10 protein-coding genes, 1 tRNA gene and 2 rRNA genes are annotated in these 16,703 nt (G+C 55.4%); 8 read left to right on the forward strand and 5 right to left on the reverse strand.

Annotated features, from left to right (window positions below):
- The first annotated feature begins 177 nt into the window (after window positions 1–177).
- The 3 genes from rrf (CUN67_RS01015) (at window position 178) to rrf (CUN67_RS01025) (ending at window position 531) form a co-directional block, all read left to right on the forward strand.
- Window positions 178–293: ribosomal RNA gene (rrf, locus tag CUN67_RS01015) — 5S ribosomal RNA — on the forward strand.
- Window positions 294–307: 14 nt separating this feature from the next.
- A tRNA-Thr gene (locus tag CUN67_RS01020) sits at window positions 308–383 on the forward strand.
- Window positions 384–415: 32 nt separating this feature from the next.
- Window positions 416–531, forward strand: a 5S ribosomal RNA gene (rrf, locus tag CUN67_RS01025).
- 116 nt (window positions 532–647) lie between these two features.
- On the opposite strand, the gene CUN67_RS01030 is transcribed toward rrf (CUN67_RS01025), so the two are convergent.
- Window positions 648–1,973: a carbohydrate porin gene (locus tag CUN67_RS01030; RefSeq protein ID WP_208713634.1), complete on the reverse strand. Its 1,326-nt coding sequence runs from the start codon at window positions 1,971–1,973 to the stop codon at window positions 648–650.
- A 488-nt stretch (window positions 1,974–2,461) separates the two neighbouring features.
- Between CUN67_RS01030 and metA the strand changes: the two genes are divergently transcribed.
- The 4 genes from metA (at window position 2,462) to aceK (ending at window position 8,358) form a co-directional block, all read left to right on the forward strand.
- Entirely contained in the window at window positions 2,462–3,391 is a 930-nt protein-coding gene (gene metA / locus CUN67_RS01035) for a homoserine O-acetyltransferase MetA (RefSeq protein WP_208713635.1), read from the forward strand.
- A 264-nt stretch (window positions 3,392–3,655) separates the two neighbouring features.
- A complete protein-coding gene (gene aceB, locus CUN67_RS01040; protein ID WP_208713636.1) occupies window positions 3,656–5,254 on the forward strand; it encodes a malate synthase A in 1,599 nt (532 codons plus the stop codon).
- A 17-nt stretch (window positions 5,255–5,271) separates the two neighbouring features.
- A complete protein-coding gene (gene aceA / locus CUN67_RS01045) occupies window positions 5,272–6,576 on the forward strand; it encodes an isocitrate lyase (protein ID WP_208713637.1) in 1,305 nt (434 codons plus the stop codon).
- Window positions 6,577–6,624: 48 nt separating this feature from the next.
- Complete coding sequence (gene aceK / locus CUN67_RS01050; protein ID WP_208713638.1) at window positions 6,625–8,358, forward strand: bifunctional isocitrate dehydrogenase kinase/phosphatase; 1,734 nt, start codon at window positions 6,625–6,627, stop codon at window positions 8,356–8,358.
- Here the strand turns inward: aceK and iclR are convergent.
- Window positions 8,355–9,185 (reverse strand): glyoxylate bypass operon transcriptional repressor IclR, encoded by an 831-nt coding sequence (gene iclR, locus CUN67_RS01055; protein ID WP_208713639.1) that lies wholly within the window; start codon window positions 9,183–9,185, stop codon window positions 8,355–8,357. The two genes, aceK and iclR, sit on opposite strands and share 4 nt — an antisense overlap.
- A 150-nt stretch (window positions 9,186–9,335) precedes the next feature.
- On the opposite strand from iclR, the gene metH reads away from it, so the two are divergent.
- Entirely contained in the window at window positions 9,336–13,067 is a 3,732-nt protein-coding gene (metH, locus tag CUN67_RS01060; RefSeq protein WP_439332269.1) for a methionine synthase, read from the forward strand.
- A 104-nt stretch (window positions 13,068–13,171) separates the two neighbouring features.
- Here the strand turns inward: metH and CUN67_RS01065 are convergent, their stop codons facing one another.
- From CUN67_RS01065 to CUN67_RS01075, 3 genes are read right to left on the reverse strand one after another with little or no spacing between them, the layout of a single operon-like run.
- Window positions 13,172–15,265, reverse strand: coding sequence for a YjbH domain-containing protein (locus CUN67_RS01065; protein ID WP_208713640.1), 2,094 nt, complete (start codon window positions 15,263–15,265; stop codon window positions 13,172–13,174).
- Window positions 15,265–16,002 (reverse strand): capsule biosynthesis GfcC family protein, encoded by a 738-nt coding sequence (locus tag CUN67_RS01070; RefSeq protein ID WP_208713641.1) that lies wholly within the window; start codon window positions 16,000–16,002, stop codon window positions 15,265–15,267. Before CUN67_RS01070 ends, CUN67_RS01065 begins: the two co-directional genes overlap by 1 nt.
- Window positions 15,999–16,646: a YjbF family lipoprotein gene (locus tag CUN67_RS01075; protein WP_208713642.1), complete on the reverse strand. Its 648-nt coding sequence runs from the start codon at window positions 16,644–16,646 to the stop codon at window positions 15,999–16,001. Before CUN67_RS01075 ends, CUN67_RS01070 begins: the two co-directional genes overlap by 4 nt.
- Between the last annotated feature and the right edge of the window lie 57 nt (window positions 16,647–16,703).

Raw genomic sequence — 16,703 nt, forward strand, 5'->3', positions numbered from 1 at the left:
GCATTGTTTACCGGATTCAGTTATGTCCTGCGGATTGAAGTCCGAAGGATTTTGCGCTGAAGCAAGGCGGCAAAAGAGACGGAAGGAAGGAGCATACATAAGTATGTGACTGACTTACGCGAATGCAGCCAACGCAGCAGCAGTGCAAAAGACACAGGACAGAGCAGAAAGAATTTGCCTGGCGGCTGTAGCGCGGTGGTCCCACCTGACCCCATGCCGAACTCAGAAGTGAAACGCCGTAGCGCCGATGGTAGTGTGGGGTCTCCCCATGCGAGAGTAGGGAACTGCCAGGCATCAATTTTAGTGTGCTGATATGGCTCAGTTGGTAGAGCGCACCCTTGGTAAGGGTGAGGTCCCCAGTTCGACTCTGGGTATCAGCACCAGTTATGGCATGAGTTCGGATTAAAAGAATTTGCCTGGCGGCTGTAGCGCGGTGGTTCCACCTGACCCCATGCCGAACTCAGAAGTGAAACGCCGTAGCGCCGATGGTAGTGTGGGGTCTCCCCATGCGAGAGTAGGGAACTGCCAGGCATCAATTAAGTGAAGAAGCCCTGAACGAAAGTTCAGGGCTTTTTTACGTCTGCAGATCAGGAAAAATCACGGATTCATAACAACGCGATTTATCGCGCTGTTATGAATTACAGGTTTTAGAACGTTAAACTTGCGGTAATCCCCCCAACGAAAGCATCTTTCACGCTGCTATCCGCACCAGGTGCGGCAACGTATTGCAAATTGGGACGCAGTGACAGCCACTGGCGGACGTTCCATGCATAGTAGAGTTCATAATCGTATTCTGAACCTCTGATCACCGGCAGGTAAGTGGCGTCATTGGTGCTCTGTACGCCATTTTCTTCATTTTCCCGCTCCAGCATGCGGCTATAAGCTGAATTTACATGTAGCCGGGCCATTCCTAAGCCAATTTCATCCTGTGGCCGCGCAGCAAAAAGCCCTTTCCAGGTCAGTGCGACGGTCTGGGTATAATCCAGTTTCGACGTGCGTTTATCATGCATTACCTGGCTAAGCGTCAGCGACAATCCACGATGGTTGTCATGCTGCCAGGCAAATAACTGCTGTTGAACAATGGCATAAGCGCCATAACCATGAGCGGTGTCGCCATATTCACCGTGCTGCCAGCTATGATAAACCCCGCCACGAGCTGAAGAGTAATAAGCACCCAGACGATAATTTCCCGGTAATGCATCAGCACCCAGTTTCGGCTGCCAGCCGATTTCTAGTGGAATAAGGTTGCCATCCGAGTGATTAACCGAGAAATGAAAACCGCTGCCACGATTATCGTTGTCATCATTTTGGTTATAAAATCCAACCTTAACATAGACATCTGGGGTGATATTGAGCTGTAAGCGTCCCATCCATTGTGACACTGGCCAGTTCATCCAGCGATCGCTACGTGATTTTCCGGGGATACCGGGTCCAAGCGCGAGGTTCTGGAAATGGGTTTCGATGGTACCGAAGTCCTCACCCACGGTTGCCCGGCCAAGTTTAAGATTGAAACGATCGTCGCTAAAGCCGGTGCGTAACCAGAACTGAGTCAGTCGCCATGTTTGCCCGCGGCCATAGACTTCCTGCACTGAGGAGAGCATAGGCGCTTTAGGATTCGCGATCTGCTCAGAAAGGTTCTGTCCGTTACGATCGGTCACTGTGGCCTGGAAATCCGTATCCTGCCAGCCCAGCAATTTTTGCAGGTCGAGATGGGCACCAAACGCCCATTGGTCGGTGTAACGTGCAGTCGTCGCCGATTGATAACCCCCTGCCAGATTTGCCGCGCTTTCCATGACATAATTGACATTAAAATCAATGCCTTGTTGCTGAAGTGCCGTGCGTTGACCATTCCAGTCACCCAGCATCCACGGTGAGTTGCTGGAAAAGGGGCTGTCCGCGGCGAACCCATTGGGTGCGGCAACTACCAGCATCATGCCTGGCCAAATCAAACTGGCGATTTTAAGTTTATGCATAATAAAAAACCTTACTGATATAATTCCGTGCCAATAAAATTAAGTGGATATATGTTGATTAATATTGATGTTATTTGTGACAGTAATGACTTATACCGCAGGAAGGTTTTTAATTTTAGAAAAATTTATATGCGACTTTTGACTGAAAACAATAAAATTTTTAATTCAATGAATTAATTGATTTTTATATTTTAATTAAATTAATAAAAAACTATTTTTCCATGTTTTATCATTGATATTTAATAAACCAAAAAGGTATGACTTGTGAACCAAATAAATATAGAGGCGGATCATGGCTAATTAATGATGGGTTGGTGCGAGGTTAATTTAACGTATCTGAAGCATATTACCGGCCCAGGATCCTTTAGATGCATTAAGCTGAAACATTTTCATAAACCGCATGAAGACTCGACATTCTCACTGCACCAGGCTAATGTCAGGCATCTGGATGTCTAAACGTTTATACGGTTGTAAGAGGTGAGCAGGTTATGCCAATCAGGATCCCCGACGAGTTACCGGCAGTGAATTTTCTGCGCAATGAGAATGTCTTTGTCATGACCTCATCGCGCGCCAGTGTCCAGGAGATCCGTCCGCTGAAAGTGCTGGTACTCAATCTGATGCCGAAGAAGATTGAAACCGAAAACCAGTTTCTGCGTCTGCTATCCAACTCACCGTTGCAGATTGATATTCAGCTGCTACGTATCGACAGCCGTGAGTCACGCAATACGCCAACCGAGCACCTGAACAACTTTTACTGTAATTTCGATGATATTCAGCATGATAACTTTGATGGCCTGATTGTCACCGGCGCACCGCTCGGTCTGGTAGACTTCAACGATGTGGCTTACTGGCCGCAGATTCAGCGCGTGCTGCATTGGGCAAAAGAACACGTCACTTCGACACTGTTTGTCTGTTGGGCGGTGCAGGCGGCGCTGAATATTCTGTATGGCATCCCTAAGCAGACGCGCCAGAACAAGCTATCCGGTGTCTATGAACATCAGATTCTACATCCACATGCGTTACTGACGCGCGGTTTTGACGATAACTTCCTTGCCCCGCACTCACGCTATGCTGATTTCCCCAGCCAGCTGATTCGTGATTACACCGATCTGGAGTTATTCGCTGAATCGGAAACCACCGGTGCCTATCTGATGGCGAGTAAGGATAAGCGCCTTGCGTTTGTCACCGGCCATCCGGAATACGATGCATTGACGTTATCCGGTGAATACCATCGCGATTACGATGCCGGGTTGAACCCAGAGGTGCCGTGGAACTATTTCCCACAGGACAATCCCGAACTGCCGCCGCGCGCGACCTGGCGCAGCCATGGCAACCTGCTGTTCTCCAACTGGCTGAACTACTACGTGTATCAGATCACACCGTTTGATCTGCGACATATGAACCCAACACTCGAATAAGCGATATATCTGTTTAACCATGCCGTGGCCGCCTCGGGTAGCCACGGCATTTTTTTTGCCTGAATCACGAGGTGGAAGCTATTGCCTTTATTTCGAGTCTTTAAATTACATAAAAATCAAAATGATAAACTCATTTAATTATAAAAATGGAAATAGTTTTTGAAAATAAAATAAAAATCATTATGCTCTGATCTTGCAGGTTAAAAAACACCCTACAGCCGGATCCCCTAACCCAGAACGGGATCAACACAGGAGGCAGCCCGCATGACAGACTCGGTTATCAGCAGCACATTAACCTTTAGCCAGCCCTTTACCCACGCGGAAAAGCAGCTGCTCACCCCGGAAGCCATCGACTTTCTGCACTCTCTGGTGGCGCGTTTTGCCCCGGAACGCGAGCGTCTGCTGAAAGCCCGTCAGCAACACCAGCAGCGTTATGATCAGGGTGCATTGCCAGGCTTTGATTCGGAAACGGCTTCCATTCGTGAAAACGAGTGGCAGGTTCGCCCGATACCGCAATTGCTGCGCGACCGCCGCGTTGAGATCACCGGTCCGCCGGATCGTAAAATGGTGATCAATGCCTTGAATGCCAACGTGAAAGTTTTTATGGCAGATTTTGAGGATTCGCTGGCACCGACCTGGGAAAAACTGGTCGATGGTCAACTGGCGTTACGTGATGCAGTGAAGGGAACGCTGAGTTTCACCAGTGAAACCGGCAAGATCTACCAGTTACGATCCGATCCCGCGCTGCTGATGTGCCGTGTCCGCGGTTTGCATCTGGATGAAAAGCATGTGGAGTGGCGCGATCGCGCTATCCCCGGTGGGTTGTTTGATTTTGCGCTGTATCTGTTTCACAACGTCGACGCGCTGCTGGAGAAGGGCCACGGGCCCTGGTTCTATCTGCCGAAAACCGAGCATGCCAGCGAAGTTGCGTGGTGGCGTGAGATCTTCCGTTTCAGTGAGGATCGCTTTGATCTGCCGCGCGGCACGATCAAAGCCACGGTATTGATTGAAACGCTGCCAGCGGTATTCCAGATGGATGAGATCCTGTGGGAACTGCGCGATCACGTGGTGGGACTGAATTGTGGCCGCTGGGATTACATCTTCAGCTACATCAAAACCCTGGGTCAGCATGGTGAGCGTATCCTGCCGGATCGCCAGCAAATCAGCATGGATCAGCCGTTTCTCGATGCGTATTCGCGCTTGCTGATCAGAACCTGCCACCGTCGTGGTGCACTGGCGATGGGGGGGATGTCGGCGCTGATTCCGAGCAAAGACCCGCAACGTAATGCCTGGGTAACGCAGAAGGTGCAGGAAGACAAAGCGCGCGAAGCAGCGAACGGTCACGATGGCACCTGGGTGGCACATCCGGGCCTGGCCGATATCGCGATGGCGGAATTTAATCGTCAGCTGGGCGACCAACCCAACCAGTTGCATGTCAGCCGTGAGCAGGATAGCCCGGTCACCGCCGAACGGCTGCTGCTGCCCTGCCGTGGCAAACGCACCGAAGCAGGGATGCGTGCCAACATTCGCGTGGCGCTGCAATATCTTGAAGCCTGGATCAGCGGAAACGGCTGTGTGCCGATTGATGGCCTGATGGAAGATGCGGCCACCGCCGAGATTGCCCGTACCTCGATCTGGCAATGGATGCACCACAAGCAAATTCTCAGCGATGGTCAACTGGTGACGGCGGCGTTGTTTGAACAGCTGCTGGATGAAGAACTGACCGCGTTACAGCACAGCCTCGGCGAAGAGCGATTCCGTAACGGACGTTTTGCCGATGCTGCCGCGCTAATGGCGCAAATCACCACCGATGATGAGCTGGTTCCTTTCCTCACCCTGCCAGGCTACCGCCTGCTGCCCTGACCCCGGGAGATATTGTTATGACGACTCGCACGCAACAAATCAAACAGCTGGAAACCGCCTGGCAGGATGCACGCTGGCAGGGAATTACCCGCCCCTATAGCGCCCAGGATGTGGTGAATTTACGCGGTTCCGTTAACCCGGCCTGTACCCTGGCGGAGCGGGGAGCGCAAAAGTTATGGTCGCTGCTGAATGGAGAATCGCAGAAAGGGTATATCAACAGCCTGGGTGCATTAACGGGTGGCCAGGCAGTGCAACAGGCGAAAGCGGGCATTGAGGCTATCTATCTCTCTGGCTGGCAGGTGGCGGCGGATGCCAACCTTGCCGGGCAGATGTACCCGGACCAGTCGCTTTATCCGGCGAACTCGGTCCCGGCGGTGGTGGAGCGTATTAACCAGAGTTTCCAGCGTGCCGATCAGATTCAGTGGGCCAGCGGGATGTCGCCGGAAGTCGAGGGCTTTATTGATTACTACCTGCCGATTGTGGCGGATGCGGAAGCCGGGTTTGGCGGGGTGCTCAACGCCTTTGAGTTGATGAAATCGATGATTCAGGCGGGTGCGGCGGCGGTGCATTTTGAAGACCAGCTGGCGGCAGTGAAGAAATGCGGCCATATGGGCGGCAAGGTATTGGTGCCGACTCAGGAAGCGATCCAGAAACTGGTGGCGGCACGTCTGGCGGCTGATGTGATGGACGTTCCGACGGTGCTGATTGCCCGTACCGACGCGGATGCGGCCGATCTTATCACCTCCGACTGTGATGAATACGATCGCGCCTTTATCACCGGCGAACGCACCTCGGAAGGTTTCTTCCGCACCCGTGCCGGGATTGAGCAGGCCATCAGCCGTGGTCTGGCATATGCGCCTTACGCCGATGTGCTGTGGTGTGAAACCTCCACACCGGATCTGGCACTGGCGCAGCGTTTTGCCGAGGCGATTCACGCGCAGTACCCCGGCAAGTTGCTGGCCTACAACTGCTCGCCGTCGTTCAACTGGAAGAAAAACCTCGACGATCGCACCATCGCCCGCTTCCAGCAGGCGCTGAGCGAGATGGGCTACCGCTTCCAGTTCATCACCCTGGCGGGTATCCATAGCATGTGGTTCAACATGTTTGACCTGGCGCACGCCTATGCGCAGGGTGAGGGCATGCGCCACTACGTGGAGAAGGTGCAGCAGCCGGAATTTGCCGCGCGCGATAAGGGTTACACCTTCTCTTCACATCAGCAGGAAGTGGGCACCGGCTATTTTGATCGCATCACCACGGTGATCCAGGGAGGCCAGTCGTCGGTCACCGCGTTAACCGGTTCTACCGAAGCCGCGCAGTTCTGAGTTGTGATGCTGGCCCACGGAGGGGCCATATTACCGGGAGACGTGCCGATGCCGCCCAGAGAATCCCTCATTGCTCACACCATCCTGCAAGGCTTTGACGCGCAGTATGGTCGCTTTCTCGATATCACCGCTGGTGCGCAGCAGCGTTTTGAACAGGCTGACTGGCATGCCGTGCAGCAGGCGATGAAAGCGCGTATCCATCTTTATGATCATCATGTTGGGCTGGTGGCAAATCAGCTGCGCATCCTCAATGGAGCGGCAGACTGGGATGAAGGTTTCTGGCTGCGGGTCAAAAGCCACTACGAAACCCTGTTGCCGGGCTATCCACGTCATGAGATTGCCGAGAGCTTCTTCAATTCGGTGTATTGCCGGTTGCAGGGCCATAGCCACCTGACACCACAACGATTGTTTATCTTTCCTTCGCAGCCGTTTGCCCCGGCCCCGGAATCACCACGCCCGCTGTCACGCCTGTATCGGCCACAGCACAGCTGGCAGGAAACGCTGCGCCAGATCTTCAACGACATTCCGTTACGTTTGCCGTGGCAGGATCAGGCGCGCGATATCAGCTGGATCGTGCGTCATCTGCATGAGCAATTCAGCGCAGCTCAGCTGGCGACGGCGACGCTGGATGTCGCCAGCGAGCTGTTTTACCGTAATAAAACCGCGTGGATTGTGGCGCGTCTGCAACTGGACGATGACACGCTGCCGTGCCTGTTACCGATTCAGCGCGATGAAGCAGGGCGGCTGTGGATTGATACCTGTCTCACCGATAGCAACGATGCCAGCATCGTCTTCGGTTTCGCCCGCGCCTACTTTATGGTTTATGCCCCGGTGCCCGCCGCGCTGGTGGACTGGCTACAACCGATTCTGCCCGGCAAAACCACCGCTGAACGCTACATGGCGATTGGTTGCCAGAAGCACGGTAAAACCGAGTGCTATCGCGAGTATCTGCATTACCTGGCACACAGTCAGGAAGATTTCACCATCGCGCCTGGCGTGCGCGGCATGGTGATGCTGGTGTTCACGCTGCCGGGTTTTGACCGGGTGTTTAAGGTGATTAAAGACCGCTTTGCCCCGCAGAAAGAGGTAACGGATGCGCAGGTACGTGATTGTTATCGGCTGGTCAAAGAGCATGACCGTGTAGGCCGTATGGCCGACACCCAGGAATTTGAGCACTTTGCGCTGCCGCGCGCGCGTATTCCTGCGGAGTTGATGGCGGAGTTCGAGCGCGATATCCCGGAGAAAATTTGTATCGAAGATGACGTGGTGATCATTCGCCATCTGTGGCTGGAGCGACGCATGCAGCCGCTGAACCTGTGGCTGATGCAGGCCAGCCCGGCGCAGCGTCAGCACGCGATTGAAGAGTATGGCGATGCCATACGGCAACTGGCGGCAGCCAATATTTTCCCCGGCGACATGTTGTTTAAAAATTTTGGCATGACGCGCCACGGGCGGGTGGTGTTTTACGATTACGATGAAATCCGCCCGATGACCGAACTCCAGTTCCGCGATGTGCCGCCAGCCCGTTACGAAGAGGACGAGTTGCAGGCCGAGCCGTGGTACAGCGTCGGACCGGACGATGTCTTCCCGGAAACCTTCCGCTACGCACTGTGCAGCGAACCGGCCACCGGTAAGTTACTGCTGGCGCTGCATCCGGAGCTGTTCGATCCCGGCTGGTGGCGCGCGCAGCAGGCGCGGATTCGCCAGGGACATATTGAAGAGGTGATGGCGTGGCGCGCGGCACAGCGCTTTAGCGTGCGCTATGCTTTGGTCCCGGCTTAGCGGCCGGCGTAAGCCAGCGTCACCTGTTTCGCTGCGCGGATCACCAGCGCGCCGAGTTCGGTGATGCGGTCATCGGTCATGCGCGCAATCGGTCCGGAAATGGAGATGGCGGCGAAAGGTTCACCGTGTTCATCGTATATCGGTGCCGCCACGCAGCGCAGCCCCAGCGCGTGTTCTTCATCATCATGGGAAAAACCCACTTTGCGAATCAGCGCCAGATTCTCTTTCAGGCTGTGCGGTGACATCAGTGTTTTCGGCGTGTAGTAATGCAGGCCCTTCTGATGCAGCAGCGTGGTGACCTGGTCATCACTCAGATGGGCCAGGAAGGCTTTTCCGGCCCCGGAAGCGTGCATCGGCAGCTTGCCGCCAATCGGCGCGGACATGCGCATCAGCTGGGTGCACTGTACCTGGTCGATAATCACCGCCTGGTAATCGCTGAGATCCAGCACCGCCAGATTCACCGTTTCCCCGGCGTCCTCCATCAACTTGCGCAGAATCGGATGCACAATCGCCAGCAGATTGCGGCTTTGCAGGAAGCTGCTGCCAACCACAAAGGCATGCGAGCCGATGGCCCAGAAGCCTAAATCTCCCACCTGATGGACAAAGCCTTGTTGCTGCATGGTGGTCAGCAGGCGATGGGTGGTGGAATTGGGCAGACCGGCCTGTTGAGCCAGCTCGGTCAGCGCTACGCTGCCGTTGGATTCTGCAATCAGTTCCAGCAGACGCAGACCGCGCGTCAGGGACTGGACCTGGCCGCCAGCCGGGGCCGCAGTCGCCGCCGCAGTACGGGGTTTTTTGCCGCGTTTCGCGGGCGCAGGGGTAGCCATGACTTCTCCGTAGTCGCATCAGATATGGAAACCATTTTCGTTTTTCGCCCTGCGAATGCAAATGCTGACTTACTGGTCGGATCTGTATGGGTTTCGCCCTGAAAATGTCTCATCCGTCATCACTTTTACCCATCTGAAAGTTGTGCCAGTATGTCTGGCTGGCATTTCAGCCAACGTAATGACGTGGACGGGGCAACAGTGAGTAACAGAATAGAAGCGCTGCATCAGCAGCTCGCGCGACGCATCATGATTCTGGACGGTGGTATGGGCACCATGATCCAGAGCTATAAACTGGATGAGCAGGATTTTCGCGGCAGCCGCTTTGCTGACTGGCCGTGCGATCTCAAAGGCAATAACGATTTGCTGGTGCTGTCCAAACCCGAGGTGATTCGCGAGATCCATAACGCTTACCTCGCGGCAGGTGCTGATATTCTGGAAACCAACACTTTCAACTCCACCACCATTGCGATGGCGGATTATGAAATGGAAGCGCTGTCGGCGGAGATTAACCTCGAAGCTGCCCGGCTGGCGCGCGCCTGCGCCGATGAGTGGAGCGCCAAAACGCCTGAGCGTCCGCGTTACGTCGCCGGGGTGCTTGGCCCCACCAACCGTACCTGCTCCATCTCACCGGACGTGAACGATCCGGCATTTCGTAACGTGACCTTTAATCAGCTGGTGGAGGCCTATCGCGAATCCACCCATGCGCTGATCAAAGGGGGTTCCGACCTCATCATGATCGAAACGGTGTTCGATACCCTGAACGCCAAAGCGGCTATCTATGCGGTACAGACCGAGATGGAAGCGATGGGCGTGAAGTTGCCGCTGATGATCTCCGGTACCATCACCGATGCCTCTGGTCGTACCCTGTCCGGACAAACCACTGAAGCCTTTTATAACTCGTTGCGCCACGCCGAGCCGCTATCCTTCGGTCTTAACTGCGCGCTGGGGCCGGATGAACTTCGTCAGTACGTGGCTGAGCTGTCGCGCATTGCCGAAGGTTATGTCACCGCGCACCCGAACGCCGGTCTGCCGAATGCGTTCGGCGAGTACGACCTGGATGCCGCCACCATGGCGGAGCAAATTGGTGAATGGGCGCGTTCGGGCTTCCTGAACATCATTGGTGGCTGCTGCGGCACCACGCCGGAGCATATTGCGGCGATGGTCGCGGCAGTGGACGGCGTTGCGCCACGTAAGCTGCCGGAGATACCGGTTGCCTGCCGTTTATCCGGGCTGGAACCGTTGAATATCAGCGCTGACTCGCTGTTTGTGAACGTCGGGGAACGTACCAACGTGACCGGCTCAGCCAAATTTAAGCGTCTGATTAAAGAAGAAAAATACAACGAAGCGCTGGATGTGGCGCGCCAGCAGGTCGAAAGCGGCGCGCAAATCATCGATATCAATATGGATGAAGGCATGCTGGATGCGCAAGCGGCGATGGTTCGCTTCCTGAACCTGATTGCCGGCGAGCCGGATATCGCTCGCGTGCCGATTATGATCGACTCTTCCAAATGGGAGGTGATCGAAAAAGGGCTGCAATGCATCCAGGGCAAAGGCATCGTTAACTCGATCTCGATGAAAGAAGGTATCGAGGCGTTTATCGATCACGCACGTAAAGTGCGTCGCTATGGTGCCGCCATGGTGGTGATGGCGTTTGACGAAGTGGGTCAGGCGGATACCCGCGCGCGTAAAATCGAGATCTGCCGCCGTGCGTACCAGATCCTCACCGAAGAGGTGGGCTTCCCGCCAGAAGACATCATTTTCGACCCGAACATTTTTGCTGTCGCCACCGGTATCGAAGAACACAACAACTATGCGATGGACTTCATCGGTGCCTGCGAAGACATCAAACGCGAACTGCCGCATGCGATGATTTCCGGCGGCGTCTCAAACGTATCGTTCTCGTTCCGTGGTAATGACCCGGTGCGCGAAGCGATTCACGCGGTGTTCCTCTACTACGCCATCCGCAACGGTATGGACATGGGGATTGTGAACGCCGGTCAGCTGGCTATTTATGACGATTTGCCTGCCGAGCTGCGCGATGCGGTAGAAGACGTGATCCTCAATCGCCGTGATGATGGCACCGAACGGCTGCTGGAGCTGGCGGAGAAATACCGTGGAGCCAAAGGCGATGGCGAACAGGAAAAGCAGCTAGCGGAATGGCGCAGCTGGGATGTGGTCAGGCGCCTCGAATATTCGCTGGTCAAAGGCATCACCGAATTTATTGAGCAGGACACCGAAGAAGCGCGCCAGGCTTCCGCCCGGCCGATTGAGGTGATTGAAGGGCCGCTAATGTCCGGCATGAATGTGGTCGGCGACCTGTTTGGTGAAGGGAAGATGTTCCTGCCGCAGGTGGTGAAATCCGCGCGCGTGATGAAACAGGCGGTGGCTTACCTTGAACCCTTTATCCAGGCCAGCAAAGAAGCAGGCCGCAGCAACGGTAAAATCGTGCTGGCGACGGTGAAGGGTGATGTACACGACATCGGCAAAAATATCGTCGGCGTGGTGCTGCAATGTAACAACTACGAAATTATCGATCTCGGCGTGATGGTGCCGAGTGACAAAATCCTGAAAACCGCGATCGAACAGAAGGCCGATATTATTGGCCTGTCCGGGCTGATTACGCCGTCGCTGGATGAGATGGTCAACGTGGCGAAAGAGATGGAGCGTCAGGGCTTCACCATCCCGCTGTTGATTGGCGGTGCCACGACCTCGAAAGCGCATACCGCGGTGAAAATCGAGCAGAACTATAGCGGCCCGACGGTTTACGTTCAGAACGCCTCACGTACTGTCGGCGTGGTGTCATCGCTGCTGTCGCCCAGCCTGAAAGAAGATTTTGTCGCGCGTACGCGCAAAGAGTACGACACCGTGCGCATTCAGCACGCGCGTAAAAAGCCGCGCACGCCGCCGGTCAGCCTGCAAACCGCGCGTGACAACGATTTCTCCTTTGACTGGGAAAGCTACACGCCGCCAGTGGCGCATCGCCTCGGCGTCAGCCCGGTGGAAGCCAGCATCGAAACGCTGCGTAACTATATTGACTGGACGCCGTTCTTTATGACCTGGTCACTGGCCGGCAAATATCCGCGCATTCTGGAAGATGAGGTGGTGGGTGAAGAGGCGCAGCGCCTGTTCCACGATGCAAACGCGATGCTCGATATGCTGAGCCAGAGCGGGACGCTGCAACCGCGGGGTGTGGTGGGGATTTTCCCGGCCAATCGGGTGGGGGATGATGTCCAGATTTACAGCGATGAAAGCCGCAGCCAGGTGTTGTGTGTGAGCCATCACTTACGTCAGCAAACCGAAAAGACCGACTTTGCTAATTACTGTCTGGCTGATTTTGTCGCACCGAAATCCAGCGGCAAAGCGGACTATCTCGGCGCGTTTGCGGTGACTGGCGGGCTGGAAGAAGATGCGCTGGCCGAGGCGTATGACCAGCAGCATGATGACTACAACAAAATTATGATCAAGGCGGTCGCGGATCGTCTGGCAGAAGCCTTTGCGGAATATCTGCATGAACGGGTGCGTAAGGTGATCTGGGGCTTTGGTGCGCATGAGAATCTCAGCAATGACGAGCTGATTCGTGAGAACTATCAGGGAATCCGCCCGGCACCGGGTTACCCGGCCTGCCCGGAGCACACCGAGAAAGCGCAGATCTGGCAACTGCTGGATGTGGAGACCCACACCGGTATGAAGCTGACGGAATCCTTTGCCATGTGGCCGGGCGCGTCGGTTTCCGGCTGGTACTTCAGCCATCCCGACAGCCGTTATTTTGCCGTGGCGCAGATTCAGCGCGATCAGGTTGAGGATTATGCGGCGCGTAAGGGGATGAGTGTCAGTGAAGTCGAGCGTTGGTTAGCACCGAATCTCGGGTATGACGCAGACTGATTGTTGCGCGATGAATCGCGCCGCTACAAATACGCACAGTCCCGTAGCGGCGCGATTTATCGCGCATATTGGGCGGCCCACAGGGTCGCCCATTTTTATGGCGGTTAATTAAACCGTGCGTCGCGATCTGACGTCATATCATACAGCTGATATTTGCGACCCAGCATCTGGCCGCCATCACGCGTCAGCGGTACCCAGTTCACCTGCGCACGACCACGGGTTGGCGTGACGGTAAACAGGTCCATCGGGATCGAAATATAGAAGCCTTTGGTGAAGCTGCCTTCGCCATACTCTTCCGCCGAGACGTTGGTTTTGGTGGCATAGAAACCGACGATCACGCCGCTGTCGAATTGCTTCGACATATCCAGCGTCACACCTTTATCCTTCGCCAGATACTGGCCTACGCTCGCTTTCACCAACACGTTCTGCATAAACCACGGACGCCAGTAAGCGGTCAGATTACCGACTGGCGCTTTGTAGTCGGTGAACTGCATCATGTTGTCCCAGTCACGCTGCTTGACGTAGTTGGCATCGACGCCAAACGCCCAGTTGCTGTCCACCGGACGATACAACACTTCGCCACCCACACCGCCGTACATGGTTTCCAGATAACCGCCGTACACCTGGCCATAGAAACCATTGCCGAGGTAGCGCATATAGTTGGCCTGCAGGTCATTCACATACACGTTGTTCTCAACGTACTGGCGAATATGGGTACGCACGCGCGGCAGGGCGGAATTGGCCGTCAGCCCGTTGTAGTTAAACTTGTCGTAGTTATTGGCGAGGTTGCCGAACAGGCTGCCACTCACCAGCAGGTGGTCCGTCAGCTGGTAATCGACGTTGCCCATCACGCCCAGCTGGTACATGTAGAAGCTTTCCGGCCCACCCACCGACTGATTCAGCACCGGCGACAGGCTGTAATTCAGACGATCTCTGCGGATGAAATAACCCTGTTCGGTTGCGCCGGGATCGACCGGATCGATGCGCGTCTGCTGCAGAGGTTGTTCGTGGCCCAGCGGGTAACCGGAAAGATCATTTTTCAGGCTGGCGACATCGGTGCGTGTGGTCACCTGCGGCATATTGAAGCGCGATTCAGTGACATCAATGGTATTGATGCCTTCTGGCAGGTTATTGACGATGATGCGGTTAGCCCGATCGACGCCTTCGCGCGTGTCGCGGTATTTGGTCTGCTCGCCAGAGACATACAAAGTATCGCCTTTGGTCTGAATCTTCGGACCATCAAGACCGGCGTTGTACTTCAGATCGGTCAGCTGGTTGGCCACCACCGTGGACTGCAACAGGTCGCCCTGCGGCTGCGGATTGTAAGCCGGTTTGGCGCTGTCGATATGCGGCTGGCGTAAATCGTCAAAGTTAGTCCGCAGCGTAAAGCCAAACATAAAGGTATTGCCGCGCTCGTAACTGGCGTTGATATCCGCCCAGTCCGTGATGCGATAAATCGCGCCGACGTTAACCTTGCTGTTTTGTTCCAGGCGGCCAGCGAAATCGTCCTGATAGTTGTTGCCTTCGTATTCGACTTTCAGCCGCAGCGGCTGCCATGGCGTTTGATACTCGATACCGCCGAACAGCGCTGCCGGGCCGTGGAACATCTGGGAACCGTTAATCGATCCCGCCGTACCACCGCCGTTAGTACGGGTACAGAAGCTGTCGCTGTAGGAACAGAACGGGTTTTTGATGGTGCCGCTGTTGCCGAGATAACCCCAGCCAATGCCGAAGGTAAAATCGAACGGCCCCCAGGCTTTGGTGCCCACCAGATATTCGCTGTCGAACAGACCGGTACCGCCCAAATCGCGCGCGCCGAATGACACTTCCGGCAGCCAGTAGCTTTCCTGCCACAGGCGCAGTTTCAGGTCGAACGCTTTGTCTTTATAACTCTGGTCACCACTGAAGCTTTCCGAGGAGCTGTAGCGACGGGTACGCACGTCGGTATAACGCACGGTGGTCTCCAGCCACGGGAACAGTTGCAGTGATGCTGAATAGTAGCGGTATTGATCGTTATTACGATAGTTAAGGCTGAACTCGCCATCACGGGACATACGCGCGGTAGGCACCTGCATCAGGCCCGCGCCGCCGAAGTCAGACTGTGACGGGCCAATCGGATCGTCATAGGTTGCCGCATGAGCATCACAGGCAGCGGAAACAGCCACAGCCAGCAGGCTGAGAAGTAATTGTTTTTTCATCAGTCTGGGATCCGGTGAGTCAGAACAGAAATCATGCGGTCATTCAGGTCGCTCTGGCCCCATGGCAGGCTCCAGGACGAGAATCCAAGCCAGATAATGCTGCCCGGCTCGACTTCCACATGGCGCTGATTCCAGTAAGCGATGGGGACCTGCCGGGTCTGACCGGAGGGCGCAATCACCGTGGCAAAACTGCGGTCGCCACCGGAAAGACGATCGTGGTCGTCAAGATAGTCACGCACCGTGCGGCCCGGCTGCCAGAGCACTTTGCCGGGATTTTCCAGCGCGCCGAGCACCAGCACCTGGGTCGGCGGGGCCAGCGTGTAGAGGTCATAGTTGCCTTGCAGCGTCCGGTTGGCTTCCGGGCGTAACCGCACCCAGTCGGGGTCGAGTGGGGTAAACTGACGACCTGTCACCGGCATCGCCGATAATTGCCGGATGACGGCACCAATCGCCGCAGCACGGTCACCGCTGTTATCTGCCTGCCAGGCACGCAAATCGGCCAGCAGTTGTTGTTGCTGCTGTTTCGCTACCGCCGTTGCGCCGCGTTCGGCAATCACCGTACCGGGCCACCAAGTGTGGATCGCCGGGTTCGTCACCAGCTGGCTGAGTTTTTGTGCATGATCGATCTGTAAAGTCGCGCGATTTTGCCCATCGTGGACGATAACCTGGCTATCGGCCAGCGCGTTGCCCGCAGTGAACAGCGCCAGTCCCGCCAGCAAAGACGTTATTTTTTTCATGATTTCGCCGGTTTCAGAATGGTGGTTTCAATCGGGAAGTCGCCAGCAGCCAGCATCTGGTTCGCCTGGACTACCGTGCCGTCGCGGTTATCAATCCAGAAGGTGTTCTGCCACTCGCGCCCAATGCTGTCGATGCGCACAGTTTCGTGCCATACCCGGCAGGCTACGCTCTGACCGGCGACAGTCAGCACCGTGTCGTCAGCGCGCTGGAAGTGCGAGACGGCGGTGGCGGCACGCGGCTTATCCTGCTCAGACCACTGCACGACGCGCGTCCAGCTGGCACCGTTTTGCAGATGCAAGGCGTCCGCTAATGGGTCCTGCGCCAGATTGCTGACCTGCAACAGGTTGTCAGTCAGACCCAGGGTTTTCACCAGGCGACCATGCTGGAGTACCAGCATGGCTTTATCCTGAGTTACCCATTTCTGCTGGCCGTTTTCGTTGTAACCCAGCACCACAAAGATGCGCGGACCTTCATTAATGCGGGCGTAGAGGCTGGCGTAAGGCAGGCTTGCCACCTGCTCATTGGTCACCGTGACATCATCCGGCCCTTTAATGGCGAGCATGACGGTCTGTTCCAGACCTTTCTGGGTTTGTGTGCAGGCCTGTAGCAGCAGGCAGAGAAGCAGCAAAGGAAGTCGGCGCACTGTGTGTCCCTGATTAAATCGAATCAAAGCAAAAAATAACCACACGGCTGTGTGGTT

Source organism: Pantoea cypripedii, from assembly GCF_011395035.1.
Taxonomy (GTDB): Bacteria; Pseudomonadota; Gammaproteobacteria; order Enterobacterales; family Enterobacteriaceae; genus Pantoea; species Pantoea cypripedii_A.